14 protein-coding genes are annotated in these 16,720 nt (G+C 58.4%); 2 read left to right on the top strand and 12 right to left on the bottom strand.

Annotation, left to right across the window (positions count from 1 at the left end):
* Window positions 1-235: 235 nt before the first annotated feature.
* Entirely contained in the window at window positions 236-2,125 is a 1,890-nt protein-coding gene (gene acs, locus Q7U39_13775; protein MDO9119022.1) for an acetate--CoA ligase, read from the top strand.
* Between the two features lie 260 nt (window positions 2,126-2,385).
* Window positions 2,386-2,856 carry an IPT/TIG domain-containing protein gene (locus tag Q7U39_13780; protein ID MDO9119023.1) on the top strand — a complete coding sequence of 157 codons (471 nt, stop codon included), beginning with the start codon at window positions 2,386-2,388 and terminating at the stop codon, window positions 2,854-2,856.
* A 260-nt stretch (window positions 2,857-3,116) separates the two neighbouring features.
* On the opposite strand, the gene Q7U39_13785 is transcribed toward Q7U39_13780, so the two are convergent.
* The 12 genes from Q7U39_13785 to glyS form a co-directional block, all read right to left on the bottom strand.
* Window positions 3,117-3,905: a hypothetical protein gene (locus tag Q7U39_13785; protein MDO9119024.1), complete on the bottom strand. Its 789-nt coding sequence runs from the start codon at window positions 3,903-3,905 to the stop codon at window positions 3,117-3,119.
* 963 nt (window positions 3,906-4,868) lie between these two features.
* Window positions 4,869-5,030, bottom strand: a complete 162-nt coding sequence (locus Q7U39_13790) for a hypothetical protein (protein MDO9119025.1) — start codon at window positions 5,028-5,030, stop codon at window positions 4,869-4,871.
* Window positions 5,031-5,046: 16 nt separating this feature from the next.
* Window positions 5,047-5,349: a HigA family addiction module antitoxin gene (locus Q7U39_13795; GenBank protein MDO9119026.1), complete on the bottom strand. Its 303-nt coding sequence runs from the start codon at window positions 5,347-5,349 to the stop codon at window positions 5,047-5,049.
* 8 nt (window positions 5,350-5,357) lie between these two features.
* Window positions 5,358-5,636 carry a type II toxin-antitoxin system RelE/ParE family toxin gene (locus tag Q7U39_13800; GenBank protein MDO9119027.1) on the bottom strand — a complete coding sequence of 93 codons (279 nt, stop codon included), beginning with the start codon at window positions 5,634-5,636 and terminating at the stop codon, window positions 5,358-5,360.
* Between the two features lie 182 nt (window positions 5,637-5,818).
* The gene (locus Q7U39_13805) at window positions 5,819-6,475 is read right to left on the bottom strand and encodes a riboflavin synthase (protein MDO9119028.1); all 657 of its coding nucleotides are present in this window, start codon (window positions 6,473-6,475) and stop codon (window positions 5,819-5,821) included.
* Between the two features lie 59 nt (window positions 6,476-6,534).
* Window positions 6,535-7,704 carry an MFS transporter gene (locus Q7U39_13810; protein ID MDO9119029.1) on the bottom strand — a complete coding sequence of 390 codons (1,170 nt, stop codon included), beginning with the start codon at window positions 7,702-7,704 and terminating at the stop codon, window positions 6,535-6,537.
* Window positions 7,701-8,507, bottom strand: a complete 807-nt coding sequence (locus tag Q7U39_13815) for a hypothetical protein (protein MDO9119030.1) — start codon at window positions 8,505-8,507, stop codon at window positions 7,701-7,703. Before Q7U39_13815 ends, Q7U39_13810 begins: the two co-directional genes overlap by 4 nt.
* Window positions 8,504-9,820 (bottom strand): prolyl oligopeptidase family serine peptidase, encoded by a 1,317-nt coding sequence (locus Q7U39_13820; protein ID MDO9119031.1) that lies wholly within the window; start codon window positions 9,818-9,820, stop codon window positions 8,504-8,506. The genes Q7U39_13815 and Q7U39_13820 overlap by 4 nt, the downstream gene beginning before the upstream one ends.
* 178 nt (window positions 9,821-9,998) lie before the next feature.
* Window positions 9,999-11,087, bottom strand: a complete 1,089-nt coding sequence (gene ribD, locus Q7U39_13825) for a bifunctional diaminohydroxyphosphoribosylaminopyrimidine deaminase/5-amino-6-(5-phosphoribosylamino)uracil reductase RibD (GenBank protein MDO9119032.1) — start codon at window positions 11,085-11,087, stop codon at window positions 9,999-10,001.
* A 26-nt stretch (window positions 11,088-11,113) separates the two neighbouring features.
* Window positions 11,114-13,963: a pyruvate, phosphate dikinase gene (gene ppdK / locus Q7U39_13830; GenBank protein MDO9119033.1), complete on the bottom strand. Its 2,850-nt coding sequence runs from the start codon at window positions 13,961-13,963 to the stop codon at window positions 11,114-11,116.
* A 31-nt stretch (window positions 13,964-13,994) separates the two neighbouring features.
* Window positions 13,995-14,504 (bottom strand): hypothetical protein, encoded by a 510-nt coding sequence (locus Q7U39_13835; GenBank protein ID MDO9119034.1) that lies wholly within the window; start codon window positions 14,502-14,504, stop codon window positions 13,995-13,997.
* 15 nt (window positions 14,505-14,519) lie between these two features.
* The gene (glyS, locus tag Q7U39_13840; GenBank protein ID MDO9119035.1) at window positions 14,520-16,703 is read right to left on the bottom strand and encodes a glycine--tRNA ligase subunit beta; all 2,184 of its coding nucleotides are present in this window, start codon (window positions 16,701-16,703) and stop codon (window positions 14,520-14,522) included.
* Window positions 16,704-16,720: the final 17 nt, after the last annotated feature.

Raw genomic sequence — 16,720 nt, forward strand, 5'->3', positions numbered from 1 at the left:
TGAACATAGTTGTGATAGATCGAAGAAAAGTTCGCATAAGCAGCTGATGTTGAGCCTACCCTCGGGCTGTGACGGCTGTCAAGGAATTGACCTGGCCAACCCGTTCATTTCAAAGACGCACTCGCCATAGGGTAGATCCCCGTACAAATGTATGGGTTGCAGGGGGAGGCCCCTTTCTCCATAATCATCATATCCGTGCCGAGACGGTTATCGACGAAGGGGAGGCATGTGCGTCATGAGTGAGAAGATCGAGACACTACTGAAGGAAACCCGAACGTACCAGCCTAGCGCCAAGACCAAAGCCGCCGCCCATATTAAGGACTATGAATCCGAATATAAGAAGTCGATTGCCGATCCGGAGGCGTTTTGGAGCGGCGTCGCCAAGGAGCTCGACTGGTTTACGCCCTGGAGCAAAGTACTGGAATGGAACTACCCCTTCGCGAAATGGTTTGTGGGAGCCACCTGCAACATCTCCTATAACTGTCTTGACCGGCACGTCAAAAATGGCCGGAAGAACAAAGTCGCCGTCATCTGGGTCGGCGAGAACGATACCGAGCGTGTCTTCACTTACGGGCAGCTCTACCGCCAGGTCAACCGCTGCGCCAACGCCCTCAAGAAGCTGGGCCTGAAGAAGGGCGACCGCGTCACCATCTATCTCCCGAAAGTTCCCGAGCAGATTGTCGCCATGCTGGCTTGCGCCCGCATCGGTGTGATCCACAGCGTCGTCTATTCCGGGTTCAGCGCCCCGGCGCTGGCCAATCGCATCCACGACGCCGAGTCTCATCTGGTCATCACTGCCGATGTCGGCTACGACCGTGGGAAAGTCATTCCCCTCAAGTCAGTTGTGGACGAAGCGTTGAAGACCTGCCCGACGGTCGAGCGCGTCGTCGTCGTGCGCCGGCAAAAGCCGGAAGTCTCGCTTGCAGCCCCCAAAGAAATTGACTGGCACGAATGGCTGAAAGGCGAATCCGCTGAATGTGAAGCGGTCAAGCTGGACGCCGAAGATCCGCTCTATATCCTGTATACCTCCGGTACGACCGGTAAGCCCAAAGGCGTCGTGCATGTCCACGGCGGCTACATGGTCGGCACCTACATCACATCGAAATATGTGTTCGACTTGAAAGACGATGACGTGTACTTCTGCGTCGCCGATCCGGGCTGGGTCACCGGCCACAGTTATATCGTCTACGGCCCGCTGTTGAACGGCGCCACAATCCTCACCGCCGAAGGCAAGCCGGACTATCCGAACCCCGGCCGCTGGTGGGATTTGATCGACCGCTATGGCGTCTCGATTTTCTACACGACGCCGACGGCAATCCGCCTGCTCATGCGCTATGGAGAAGACTGGCCCAAGAAGTACGATCTCTCAACCTTACGCATCCTCGGCAGCGTCGGCGAACCGATCAATCCGGAAGCCTGGGAGTGGTTCCATCGCGTCACCGGCGGCGACAAACCCATCATGGACACCTGGTGGCAGACGGAAACCGGCTCGATCCTGATTACACCGCTGCCGACCGTCCCCTTGAAGCCCGGCTCCGCCACGCGGCCGTTCCTTGGGATTGAAGCTGATGTCGTGGATCGTGAAGGCAACAGCCTCCCGGCCAATGCCGGCGGATTTGCCGTCATCAAGAAACCCTGGCCCTCCATGATGCGCACCATCTACAAAGATCCGGAGCGCTACAAGACTTACTGGAATACCATCCCGAACTGCTACACCGCCGGCGACGTCTGCCATAAAGACGCCGACGGCTACATGTGGTTCATGGGCCGCGCCGACGACGTGATCAAGGTTGCGGGCAACCGGCTGGGCACCGCCGAAGTCGAGAGCGCATTGGTAAGTCATCACGCCGTCGCCGAGGCCGCCGTCATCGGCAAACCCCACAAGACTGTGGGCGAGTCCATCAAGGCCTTCATCATTCTGAAACAAGGCGAAATCGAAAGTCCTGCCTTGATTCAATCGATCAAAGATCAAGTGATGAAAGAGCTGGGGAAAATCGGGGTGCCGTCTGAAATCGATATTGTGCAGTCACTCCCGAAAACCCGTTCGGGGAAAATTATGCGGCGCGTTCTGAAGGCCAAGGAACTCGGACAGGATCCAGGAGATATCTCGACGATCGAGGAGTAGCATCAGCAAAGACAGTCCTTGGATGCCTCAATCGCCTCAGGATGCTCAAAATGGCCGTCCAGCAAGGCCGCAGCGAGCGAAGAGGCGAGGCGTAATAGCCGGTACGTTGAGCCTTCGTGAAGCGAGAACGCCGCTGGCGGACTTTTTCAGCATCCTGCTAAACGACAAGCCGTTCCGATCCGCCGCCACAAGCGCGGCTGCAGTCCACCCCGCACACCGATGGCTCACCCCCGGTGAGCTCTCATACACGAGGAGACGTCATGCGAAATCGAAGCCTACTGGGAAGAGTGTTTCTCTGTGCTGTGCTTGGCCTGGGGATGGCCCTCAGTGCACCAAGCTATTCGGCGGAACCTGAAAAGCCGACCGCCAAATCCAAGCCTTCAGCCGCCACCAAGGCGACAGCGAAAAAAGTGACCGCCACCAGCACGAAGTATCAGAGCGCCGAAACCGCCGGAAAGGCCACGGCCTGCTTCGGCATAGCTCCCAGCATCGAGAAAGTGAGTCCGGATGAGGGCAAGGCCGGCGACAAAGTGACGATTACGGGAACGAACTTCGGAAACAGCGACTGCTTGCGCAGTATTTCGTTCGGACCAGGCCACGCCGCCACATTCAAAATCGAGAGCGACAGCAAGATTTCCGCAACCGTCCCCAGCGGCGGACGCAAAGGCCTGGCGATGCTCACCGTCACGACCGCATCGGGCGAAGTCTCAAAAACGTTTCTGGTGAAATAACCGCTTGAAGTTAGATCCCCGTTCTTAACCACGCACAAGGTTGAGAACGGGGCGCGAGGTTTCGCTAGTCCGCGTCTTCCTGACAAACTTTACATTCGATCTCGATGAGTGGTTCGACGGGCACATCCAGCCAGCACACATCCAGATTACTTAGAATTTCCCCATTCGTCCTTCCAACGCTCGTCATAACCGGCAACAAAAAAGCGGGGTGACGGAAGCGCACGGTTTTTAGTTGTCCGGGTTGAAGACGTTGTTAGGCCTCATGAAAGATCTGCCAAGAGCTCCGGCAATATCTTCTTCTGGGCTTTCTCCGCATTCATCAAGACCATAGCACTCAGCGCCTTTATCGCTTCGCCGCGGGAACCGAACATGATTGCATGAAACTTAACGATTGGTTCGATTTCGTAGGCCCCCTTTCCAGCCACTGCATCTTCGACCACTTTGTTGATTCTTTCGATATCTGTGCAGGCAGATTCCTCCAATTTCGTGTATTTGGGATCCCCCATGCCAACACCTTCATTCTCTTCTGTTGACATCCTCACGACGATTGCTCGAATGATAGTGTTCCAGACCATGTTGTGCACTCGCATCTCAGTTTTGCGCGCTGCATATCGCATTGATGCGTAGACAGAAGCGCAACAATTCCAGTTGAGAGACCTCCCGTTTCCCTCAAGAGGGGCGAACAGATTTGTTTTCTCTGCGTAGTTCTTGTGCGCTTCAATCGCAATATCCAGTTCGCTTATGTGGATGCCGTACTCGTACTTGTCGGGTTTGTTGTGCTGCGGCTGAACTGGGGTATTTTTCGGAGACGGCGAGGTTGCTACTGGTGCCTCTGTCGGTCGGTTAATCTGCCTTATGACCTTCTTATTCAAGAATGCACCGAACCCTTGCCATGATCCAAACCCAATAAACAACAGGACGGCGGAAATTAGAAAGGAAATAGCCCAGCCGCGACTGTCATCAAGTCCATATTCGCCAATACCGTATAGCTGGATTATGGCGACTATCAGGCCGACGCCAATAAGTACGGCTCGTTGATATTTGTTCATCGTGTACGAGCCCCCTGAGGCCTAACAGTGCTTAGACGGATCCGCATAAGAGCGGAATCTGCTAATTTCTGCCTGTATAACACGCCGCTGACCGACGAAATTGTTCTCTGACCTCAATTCTTTCGAGCTTCGGTGGCATCATTATCAGGGGCCTAACACCCTGTCTCTCAACCGCGAGCTGTACCCTTTGTCACTCCGAATCAGCTCCAGCCTGCAGTTCCGACCATCGGCTGTAGTAGCCCGTTAGATGCAAACTGAGACACCATCGTGGTCCAGCGTCGCCATCATTACCTTAGCGGTTGGTGCAAGTTTATGAAGAACAGCTTCTAGGTCCTCAGTAGCTCGAGCGCCGAGTAGAATTCTCCGAATACGACCCACGACGGGAAAGTACGGTTTGCTACTGAATACGCGGTGCTCACACTCATACTGCCAATGCTGAGTCTTGCAAGATAAGACCTCTTCAGGTCTGGCACCACCTAGAATAGTCGTGCCCCACTCTCGCAGGTTCTCAACATATGAGACCTTCCGCACGTTTTCCTCGATTCCGGAAAAATCTATCTCCACCGCCACGCCTCTGTGGCTACCCGCGTAGAGCGACCACATCCTGATATCCGAAGAGGTATCGGACAAACTACAGATGCGTTTGTTTCCCGTCCAAGCAGCTAAGTCTTCAACGCTACTTAGCCTCTTCTCACCTGGTGAATTAAAGTCGAGCCACAACGGCCTCGGCACGGTCGAATAGAACTGTCCCTCGAACGGATCATTAAGCTCACCGTATTCGGCGCAGTACAGACGCTCATGCATTATGATATCGAGCAAGTATTCCAATGGTGACGGAGGTTTGTATTTATATAGAAGCACGGCACCCCTATTCTGAGCCCAACAATGTTTAGGCCGATCCGTATAGGAGCCGGATCTGCAAACTTCTGTCCGTATACCGCGCCACTATGGCCCCTTCAAACTTCAGATCAATCCCCGCTTCTGGAGATAGTCTTTATCGATCACGGGGGTTTGCTTCGGTGCCACCTGCCCTCGCTCTTGGAGCAGGCGTTCGACATATTTGCCGATGAGGTCGGATTCGAGATTGACGGGATCATTCACCTGCTTGAGGCCCAACGTCGCCACTTTTGGACATGTGCCCTCAGGCAACATACTGCTGGATATGCCGCTCGATTTCTGGCCCAATCGTACGCTTGGCCACTCGCAGGTCAAACTCCCCCTGGAGTCCGATCCAGAGATCCGACGACGTTCCCAAATACCGGCTGAGCCGAAGCGCGGTATCGGCTGTGATGGCGCGCTTTCCATTGACGATCGCGCTAATCCTACCTGGCGACACATGGATCTCGCGGGCAAGCCGATTGATACTGATGTCCATTGGCTTCATGAACTCTTCGAACAAAATTTCACCTGGATGTATCGGCTCCAGCAACCGTTTGCGCGCCATAGTGCACCTCAATGGTAGTCCACAATCTCGACATCACGGGCATCGCCCTGAGCCCACACAAAACAAATCCGCCACTGATCGTTAATTCGAATGCTGTACTGCCCCTTTCGGTTTCCACGCAAGGCTTCCAAGCGATTTCCTGGGGGAACGCGCAGATCATCCAGTGATTTCGCCCGATGGAGCAGCAACAGCTTTCGTCTGGCTATCCGCTCAAATGCGTGAAAGCTCGGCACATCTTCATCGGCAAACAACGACTCGGTCGCCTTTGACCGGAATGAGCGTATCATCGGCGTCAGTCTATTCCGCTACGCGGCATAGGTCAAGCAGACGCACTCGCGTTGATCCCGTGTGCCTGGCAAAACCTCGACTTCCCCTCGCCCCTCCTTACGAAGGAGGGGAAAGTAACGAGGTATTATCAGGGGCCGCCGAAGAACGTAAGCACAGAACGTACGCAGGACCGCTGAGGGCGTCAAATCAACCCACGTTTTTGCAGATAGTCTTTATCGATGACAGGGGTCGGTTTTGGCGCCACCTGCCCCCGCTCTTGGAGAAGGCGTTCGACGTATTTGCCGATGAGGTCGGATTCGAGATTGACGGGATCGTTGACCTGTTTGAGGCCCAACGTTGTGACTTTGGCGGTATGCGGAATGATGGCGATGGAGAATCCGTGGTTGCTGACCTCATTAATTGTGAGGCTGATGCCATCGACCGTGATCGAACCCTTCACGACACAGTAGCGCAGAATGTCTGGCGGCGCTTCGATGGTGAAGATCACGGCATTCCCGTCTTGCTGCCGGCTGCGAATCGTTCCGACACCATCGACATGCCCGGCGACCAGATGCCCGCCGATGCGCTCGCTCAGCTTCATGGCCCGTTCGAGATTCACGGGCGTTCCTGCCGTAAGCAGACCCAGCGTCGTCACCGAGAGTGTCTCAGGAGACACTTCCACCGTAAAACTGCTGTCGCTTTTGGAAATCGCTGTGAGACAGATCCCGTTCACACTCACACTGTCGCCGATCTTGAGATCGCTCATGACGGTCGACGCCAGCAGCGTCATCCTCGTCCCGGCCAGTGTCTTCTCCAGCGAAATCACTGCGCCCATTTCTTCGACAATGCCGGTGAACATCCGTCTCTCCTCACGATAATGTCCAACAATCGCGCTCGCGGCGCCATTATAGCACCAGCTTAGCGGTTCCTCATCGTCAGCCAGAAGACTCCGGCGGCGGCGACTTGCAGGCTCGCGATGATCGTGAAGGCCCCAGCGTAGCTCATATTGGCAATCAGAATACCTGCCAGCAACGGTCCGCTCGCGTGGCCGATGTCGCCGATGGTGCCCTGCATGCCCATTCCAGCCCCCAACGTCTTGAACTCCGAACTATCCGCCACGAAGGCGGAGGAGGAAGACGACACGACGGCTTCGCCGAATCCGAATCCGGCCGAGAGCAACAGCAACCCAGCAAAGATTGAGACATGCGGCATACAGACGAACGTGGCCGCGCAGATCAGCAGGCCGATGATGATCAAGGGCTGCCGCCCCACCCGGTCGGATACGCGTCCCATGATCGGCTTGGAGAAGAATGATGTGCCGGCCTGCACACTGAACAAGAGCCCGACCTCGCCAGGATTCAACCCCACCGTGAGCCCATAGAGCGGAAGGAACGCCATGAGCGCGCCGTTGGCGATCATCTTGGCGCCGTCGGTCGCGCTGGTGATGAGCACCTTGCGGTTCCGCGCCACAATCACGAATCCCTTCCACATCTCCGCCAGCAGCGGCCGCATCCCCTTCTGCTGCACGCGCGGCGTCGCCACATCCAAATGCATACTGTAAAACAGCACGATCGCGATACAGCCGCAGACCCCGGCAGTCACGAACGCGAAATCGAAGCCTGCGACATGGGCAAGATACCCGCCGATAAACGGCCCGAGCAGCGCCCCCGACTGTGTGCAAGCCGTGTAGGTCCCCAGCGCCGCCCCCCGGCGTTCACGGTATAGTTCCGCCACTGTCGCCAGTGCACTCGGGGCAAAGATGGCCGTCGCCAACCCATGCACGAACCGCAGGATCGTCAGGCTATTCAGGTCCGTGATGAAGAGATAGAGAAACGGCGGCAAGCCGAACGCCACAACCCCGATGCGCAACAAAAACTTCCGGCCGTAGATATCCGACAAAGCGCCGGATGGCAGCTTGAGCAGCACCCCGGTCAAGGTCGACACTGACACGATCAGCCCGATCCGTTCGGGGCCTGCCCCGAGATGCTCGGCGAACAAGGCCAACACGGGCATGCGCACCATGTTGTAGCTGATAAAGCAAAAAATCCCGACGGTGCAGATGAGGAGAAAGCTGCGCGATGATGTCATCGAGAGGCCGGTCCTTTTTCATGGATGTTGCCGATCCTGGGCATACCAGCCAGCGCCTGTTTCAAGAAAGCTACGTCCTCAGGCGCTAACGGTGGCGGATCGGTCGCCTCAAAGAGGACACGATCAGGATGCCGCCGCATTTCCATCCCTAACCGATTCACTGCGTCCACCCCCTTCATCAGTTTGCGAGAGACCGTGCGCCCGACCAGCGGACGCAGCAGCGACACGAGTCCGGCCAAGACTCGATTATCCAGCCTGGTATAGGACACCAGCGTCGTTTCGACGGCCTCCTGACCGGCAGTATCCTTCACCTCCGCCATGCTGAGCATCACGACAGCCTTGCCGGTCAAGTGCGGCAGCAGTGTACTGTGGTGCGACCCTTCCAGATAATACAGGCGATGACGCGGATCCTGATAGACCAGTTCGACCAATCCTACCGTCCCTTCACCGTCGTCCCCCCAATAGCGGCCGGACCCCCGCGCCTCGGCTTTATACAGCCCTAACTCCAGGCGATTCACGAGCGCCGCAGCGATGGGCGGCCGATCCAACAAATACACATAGACCGACTCCGGCAGCGGCGTCAGCACCGGCCCGACTTTGTTGGCGGTTGTAAAGTCATCGATGATCAGCTGGAGACGGCAGACCCAGGCAGGATCGAGTCGCTCGACAGGGAACGCGACGCCCGCATGCTGAGAAGCAAGCCAGCAGGGCTCTGCGAACACAGGCTGAGGCAGGATGCCGACAAGGACGCACAACAAGACGATCACACGGACGTCGATCCGGATAGCAACGACCCTGCTCATGGCGCGGGCTTCGACACCTGAATGGGCAGCTGCACCGTAAAGAGTTGCCGCGGATCTTTGCGCGCCCGCGCCTGGCGCAGGAGCGTCTCGACCGACGGCGTGACCATTCCTTCGAATGAGACCTGCTTGTTCGTCACGACGGTGACCGGCTTGGAGACATCCACCAATTGATCGTTCAGAAACAACGTGTAGCGTTGCACGAGCCCGGCCTCGACTTCGATACGATTGGACGCGGTCACTGAGGCATCCAGCCTGGCGTAGCGCTTCTTCCTGGTCAACTCATCGCGCTTTGACACCAGATCGTCCGCAAAGGCGGCGATCGGATCGGTCGCGTCGATTCGCACCCAGCCGAACGGTTGAAAATGACTGGCCTCACGGACCACCGTCAGCGCGGTCGGCAACGGGTTCCGGTGTTGTGCGTTCATCCAGGTCACCAGGTCCGGCAACTCTTCGCGCGGAAAGAAATGCCCGCCGGCCATCGGATGCTCGCGTTCATGTTCACGATAGATGTGGGGATAGCCGATCGCCGCGAGCTCGCGCGAAATCGTCCGGCTCAACTCCACCGGCATCACCTGATCTTTCGCGCCATGAATGATGTAGACCGGCGTGCTCCGCAAGTTGGCAAGAAACGGCATGAGGACGCCGTCGAGGCCGCTGGCCATCGGAGCCAGACCGGCAAACCGTTGCGCATGATGCATCCCGATCAACCAGGTGCCGATCCCGCCGTTCGACATGCCCGTGAGAAACACCCGGTCCGGATCGACGTGATACTGCGCCTGCACCCGTTCGATGACGGCCAGCACGAGGTCCTCCGCTTGCCTGGTAAACCAGGCGCCGGACGGATAGGTCGGACAAACGAGAATATAGTCATCGCCTAAGCGATTCTGCCATCGTTCAAGATAGGCCTCACCGGAAAACCCCGCCCCGTGCAGACAGACGACCAGTCCATATCCCTTGCTGGGCTGATAGGTGAGCGGAACCGAGAGCGCATAGTGATACGTACGCTCGCGCACCGCAATCCGTTCCTCCGCCATCGTCCCGACCGGCATGGCCTGATAGGTTCGCCCGGTCTGGATGGCGCGGCTGATCAGGTCAATCGTCGCGTCAGGATTGGCGAGTAGTCGTTGCAGCACGACTTCCGCTTTCGTGCTATCCGCTTCGTCGAGGTAAGAAAAGACGTCGGCCGCGAGCGGCTGATTCGCAGGCTGGGGCTCAGCAGACCAGACCGGCTCGCCCGCTGCGGCAAGGCAACACCAGACCAGCAGGGAACACACGTACTGAGCCGCTTGCCTGATAGTAAAAAGATTCCTCATCGCTCTACAATTACGGTAGCGGTCTTCAGGATAAGGTCGAGCCAAGAACCACCGCAGGATGCTCAAAAAGGCCGCCCAGCAAGGCCGCAGCAAGCGAAGAGGCGAGGCGTACTCTGTGTGGTACGTGGAGCCTCTGAGCGCGGCGAGAACGCCGCTGACGGACTTTTTCAGCATCCTGCTATACGTCGCCTTCGACCACGACATCCGTCCCGAGCACCCTGGTGCGCATCTGTCTCAATTTCCAGGCATCGGCCAGCCGACGAGGCCCCGCTCCCCCGATCACGCCTTTCGATGCGGCCCCGCCCAACAGGGTCGGCGCGACATACAGTTGAACATGATGCACCAGCTTGGCCTTGAAGAACGCTTCGTTCAACTCTCCGCCTCCCTCGACCATGACCGAGGCCATCCCGCGTTTTCCCAGCGCCGCAATCAGATGTTTCAGCGACACATGGCCACCGCGACTCGGCAACTGCAGCACTTCGATCCCCTGTCGTTCGAGGGCCCGACATCGGGCTTGTGAGGCAGCCTTCGTCGTGGCGATGATCGTCTTCGAACGAGACTGTTGCGTGAGGATTTTAGCTGAGCGCGCGATACGCAAAGAACTATCGACCACGATCCTCGTCGGCTGGGTCGCGGCCAGAGCCGTCAGACCGGGCGCGTTGCGCGCCGTCAAGGACGGGTTATCTTTCTGTACCGTCCCGATGCCCACAATCACGGCGTCCATCGCACTACGCAGACGATGAACCTCCTGCCGCGATGACAGCCCCGTAATCCACTGGGACTCGCCACGCGCGGTTGCGATCTGTCCATCCAGGGTCATCCCCGCCTTGAGCGTCACGTAAGGCCGCTCGTTGACGATCCAATGACAATAGGCCCGATTGAGCGCCTCCGCATCCTTCCGCGCAACCCCGACCGTGACGGCCAATCCGGCTCGGCGCAGTTGCGCGAGGCCGTTCCCACTGACCGCCGGATTGGGGTCGCGCATGGCGACCACAACGCGATGCACGCCGGATTGAATCACCGCCGGCACGCAAGGTGGAGTGCGTTTCTTCAGATGGCTGCAGGGTTCGAGGGTCACGTAGAGCGTCGCTCCGCGCGCCAGAAATCCGGCTTGGCGAAGCGCGAGTACTTCCGCATGGGGTTGGCCGGCTGCGTGGTGATAGGCTTGCCCGACGATGCGGCCCTTGGAGACGACGATCGCCCCAACCATCGGGTTAGGGCTGGTTTTGCCTTGGCCCTTCGCCGCAAGGCGAAGAGCCAACGTCATATAGTGGAGATCTCGTGTCCGGTCCGTCACCGTTTCTTGCGGCTGGCTGAAGGCTTCTTGGGCGCCGGCTTGGCCCGCTTCACAGATTTCGGAGACTTCGAGGCCTTCGAGACCTTCGCGGATTTCACCGTCTTGACACGCGCCGCCACGGGTTTCTTGGATGCCACCGGCTTCGCGTCTGCTTGGGCGAGTGCCGCCTGAGCGGCAGCCAACCGAGCAATCGCCACGCGGAACGGCGAACAGCTCACATAGTCCAACCCCAGCTGATTGCAAAATTCGACGGAGCTCGGATCGCCGCCGTGTTCGCCGCAAATCCCCAGCTTGATCCCGGGTCGCGACTTGCGCCCGCCGGCAATCGCGGTTTTCATCAACGATCCGACGCCTTCACGATCGAGCGTGGCAAACGGATCCGCATCCATGATCTTCACGGTGCGATAGTGGTCGATGAACTTCGCGGCGTCGTCACGGGAAAATCCGAAGGTCGTCTGGGTGAGATCGTTCGTGCCGAAGGAGAAGAACTCGGCTTCTTCCGCGATCCGTTCAGCGGTCACGGCAGCGCGGGGCAATTCGATCATCGTCCCGACGAGGTACGAGAGCTTCACGCCGTACCGTTTCATGGTCTCCTGCGCGACTTCGCGAATGAGATCCTTCTGCGACTTCATTTCCGCCACCATGCCCACCAGCGGAATCATGATTTCCGGCACGATCTTCTTGCCTTCCTTCGCCAGCTCACAGGCCGCCTCGATAATGGCGCGCGCCTGCATGCGCGTGATCTCCGGCATCGTAATGCCCAGCCGGCAGCCGCGCAGTCCCAGCATCGGATTGAATTCATGCAGCTCCTCGACGCGGGCCAGCAACCGGCGCTGTTCCTCCAGCTTCACTCCGTCCTTGCCGGTCAACTCCAGCTGGGCGATTTCCACCATCAGCTCTTCGCGCTTCGGCAAAAACTCGTGCAGCGGCGGATCGAGCAAGCGAATGGTGACGGGGAATCCCTCCATCTCACGATAGAGTCCGATGAAGTCTTGCTTCTGCAGCGGCAACAACTGCTCCAGATACTTTTCCCGATCTTCTTTCGTCCGGGCCAGAATCATTTTTTGCATGATCGGAATACGGTCTTCCGCGAAGAACATGTGTTCCGTACGGCAGAGCCCGATCCCTTCGGCGCCGAACCCCCTGGCGATCTTGGCCTGATCCGGCACATCGGCATTCGCCCGCACCTTCATCGTCCGCACGCTGTCCGCCCAGGAGAGGATGGTCGCGAAGAGCTGATACTTCTGCGACTGCTTCGCATCCAGCTTCCCCTGCACCACTTGAATGATCTCGGATTCCATGACGGGAATATCGCCGTCATACACATTGCCGGTGGACCCGTTCACAGACAGATAGTCGCCCTCACGGAACACTTTCGAGCCGATCCGCACCGATTGATTGTCGATGACTTCGACCGCTTCGCAGCCGGCCACGCACACTTTGCCCATCTGCCTCGCGACGACCGCCGCATGGGAGGTCATCCCGCCGCGCGCGGTCACGAAGCCGGTGGCGGCATTCATGCCATGAATATCGTCGGGGCTGGTTTCATCGCGGACCAGAACAACCCGTTGCCCGGACGCCTTCATTTCCACGGCGCGATCCGGCGTCAACGCGATCTTTCCCGCCGCCGCTCCGGGCCCGGCCGGCAGTCCCTTGCCCAGCGGTGTTGAACCAGCTTCAGACTGGGTATCGAAGATCGGATAGAGATACTGCGAAAGCTGATCCGGACCGACACGCTGCACCGCCTCGCGCTTGGTGATCAACCCTTCTTTGACCATTTCGACGGCGATCCGCACGGCAGAGATGCCGGTCCGTTTCCCGACACGCGTTTGCAACATGTAGAGCTTGCCCTCCTGGATCGTAAACTCCAGGTCGAGCATGTCGCGGTAATGTTTCTCGAGGCGCTTGTAAGTATGTTCCAGCTCTTTGTAGGCGGGAGGCACGGTCCGGCCCAACTCCGTGACCGGCAGCGGCGTCCGGATGCCGGCCACCACATCTTCGCCCTGCGCGTTCATCAGACACTCACCGAAGAACTTCCGCTCACCTGTATTGGGGTCGCGGGTAAAGGCCACGCCGGTGCCGCTGGTGTCGCCCATGTTCCCGAACACCATGGCCACGACATTGATCGCCGTGCCCCAGTGATCCGGAATCCCGTTCAGCCGGCGGTAGGTGATGGCACGCGCGCCGTTCCAGGATGAGAACACGGCATCGATCGCCAGCTTCAGCTGCTCATTCGGGTCGTCCGGGAACCCTTTGCCAGTCTCTTCCTTGACCAGCGACTTGAAGCGTTCCACGAGATCGCGTAAGGCGCGCGCATCGAGCTGAGTCTCGTGCTTCACGCCCATTTCTTCTTTCTTGTGATTCAGAATGGCTTCGAAATGCTCGCGCGGCACTCCCATGACGATACTGCCGAACATCGTGATGAACCGGCGATAGCTGTCCTGCGCGAATCGTTCGTTCTTCGTCTTGGCGGCGAGACCTTCGACCGTCTTCAGCGTCAGGCCGACGTTGAGGACGGTGTCCATCATCCCCGGCATCGACGCGCGCGCACCGGACCGCACGGAGACCAACAACGGCCGTTCCGGATCGCCGAATCCCATCCCCATCGACCGTTCCACCCGCTTGAGTGACGCCAACGCCGTCTCCCACATCCCGGGCGGATACTTCTTCCCCAGCTTGTAGTACTCCACGCAGGCTTCTGTCGTAATGGTGAATCCGGGCGGCACGGAGATGCCCAGGTTGGTCATCTCGGCCAGACCCGCGCCTTTGCCGCCCAGCAACTCCTTCATGTTGGACGTGCCTTCTGCCTTGCCGTCTCCGAAGTAGTACACGTATTTCTTTGCCACGCCTGCTCTCCTTTGCGATCGACCACTGAACCTAGACGACTGGTCTGCCTGCAGCCAATTCAAGTTGATGCCGATACCGATTGACCAGATACCGCCGCGTCAACATCCCGAAGACGATGACCGCCGCGACAAATCCGACAAATCCCACGAGGCGAAAATCAGCCTTGATGCCATGATCCACGTAATAGCGCCCATCAGAACCCTGCCGTACTTTGGTGTTTTTGTCCAGCACATGAGGCTTGCCTGTCGGATCCGAGAGATTGATCCATTCGGAGCAGAGACGGATCGGCTCAGCCGATCCGGCGAGACGCTGCCAACTGAGACGAAGGCACACGTCGTCTTGCGGATGGAACTGATCCTGCGTCTTGACGAGCTCATCCAGGTTGACGCCGCTCGCCCATATGCCGAGCAGGAAAATCCCGTTGCATAATACGATCAGGACAATCGTGATGACCCGCGTATACCGCTGCACGCGGATGGAACGCACTGCATCATTCCCCGCCTCTGCCAGGCCAACCTGCGATGGGAAATCCTGCACCATAGCTCCATGCCTCGACTAACTCCCTTGTACCACAATCTGGGAAAAGTCCGCGAATGACATGAAGAAGTCATCCACATCCTTCAAGAGCGAGAGCCGATTGCTGCGCACCGCTTTGTCGTCGGCATTCACCATGACCGCGGCAAAGAAGGCGTCGATGGCCGGCTTCAGGCACACCAGTGATTCCAGCGCCTTGCCGTAGTCGCTCGCCTGCATCGAGGTCCCCATCCGTTCCCGCTCCTCGGACACCGCCTTATGCAGAGCGGACTCGGCGGCATGTTGAAAGACGGCTGAGGCGACCGGCTGACGATCCCACTGCTCCTTTTCAACCAAGCGATGCGCACGTTTGAATCCCACGATCAACGGATCGAACTCCGGCCGGCTGGTCACCGCTTGTAATGCCTGCATCTTGGCCAGGAGGTCCCGCAGGTCGAACGACTGACGATCGGTCACACTCACGACGGCATTCACGACATCGTCCCGCAACCCGTGGACGGTGCGGGCATAGTGACGGACGCGTTCAAATGCAAAGTCGACCAGCCGCTGCTGGCCGTCCCCCTGATTCGAACCAGCCTTGACTCCTGCCGCCTCCACAATGGTACGCGCTTCACTGATGGCACGGCCCAGGTTCAATCGGACGCTACCTTCCAAGAGAATACGCACCACTGCCGTGGCATGACGACGCAGCGCAAAGGGATCTTCCGAACCCGTCGGCACCATGCCGACATGGAAGAAGGATGCGAGGCTGTCCAACCGGTCGGCCAGCGACAAGACCTGCGCTTCGATCGACTCGGGGATCGCGCCCTCCATCGACTGGGGCCGATACTGTTGGAGGATCGCCAGGCACACTGCCGGCGCTTCACCGTCGTGCCGCGCGTAGTAGCCGCCCATCACACCCTGCAATTCAGGAAACTCTCCGACAATGCCGGTCAGCAGATCCGCCTTGCACAATGCGCCCGCCCGTTCACAATTCTTTATAACGGATTCGTTCAGACCTGCCAGCCGAGCGAGCGAAACCGCCAGGGCAGCAATGCGCGCCTGCTTCTGCCCCATGGTCCCGATTTTTTGATGAAAGGTAACCCCGGCAAGTTTGGCGACTCGTTCCTGTAGTGGCGTTGTCCGGTCATCGTCGTAGAAAAATTTGGCATCGGCCAAACGCGCCGCCAGCACCCGCTCATTGCCTTCACGGATGAGGCCCATGTCCTTGACTCGATTGTTGGCCACCGCAATGAAATGCGCCACCAGCTTCCCGGTCGTCTTATGACGGAGCGAGAAAAAGCCCTGGTGTTCCTTCATTGAGGTGATCAGAATTTCTTCGGGGACATCAAGATACGTATCCTTGAACGACCCGATGATCGCGTACGGCCATTCCGTCGTATACACCGCCTGGTCGAGCAATGCGTCGTCTTGGTTCAGCACAAATCCCGTCTTCTTGCACAACGTCGAAATCTGCTCGGCTATGATGGCCCGACGGCGTTCCGGGTCAGGAATGGCGCCGTCTTTCTCCAGCGCTTTCACATAGGTCGCACAATCCTTGACGACGACCCCCTGCTTCGAGCCGAGCACCCGGTGACCCCGCGTCCGGTTCCCCGCCTTGATCCCGGCGGCCTCGATCGGAAGCACCGCGCCGCCGAAGAGCACGACCAGCCATCGCACCGGCCGGGCAAACCGCACACCCGCTTCGTTCCACTTCATCGCTTTGGGGAATGACAACTTGGCCACGAGCTGCGGCAAGAGTTCTGTGAGCACCGTTTTAGAAGGACGTCCTTCTTCACGCTTCACCGCGAAGAGATACTCGCCTTTCGGTGTCTGTCGAACCTCCAAATCCCCTACCGCCACACCTTGCCCCGCGGCAAAGCCGACAGCGGCCCTGGTCGGCTGTCCAGCCTGATCGAATGCCACCGCTTTGGACGGCCCCATGGCCTCCTTCATGACGGAGGCCTGTTGCGTAACCAGTCCCTCAACGACGAGCGTCAGCCTTCGGGGAGTTCCGAGTGTCCGGACGGCCTGAAAGGTAAGTCGTTGCTCCGCCAACAACTGTTCAGCGGACTCTTTCAATCGGGTCAATGCGGGACTGATGAACTGATAGGGCAGCTCTTCGACCCCGATCTCCAGCAGCAACTCCGCGGTCGCCGGAGCAGATCGCCGGCTCCCCTTCTTCGTGGATCCACTGTCGCGAGATGGTTTCTGAGCTTTCGGCATAGACAATTTCTCAGCCA

This window comes from Nitrospira sp. (assembly GCA_030653545.1).
Taxonomy (GTDB): domain Bacteria; phylum Nitrospirota; class Nitrospiria; order Nitrospirales; family Nitrospiraceae; genus Nitrospira_D.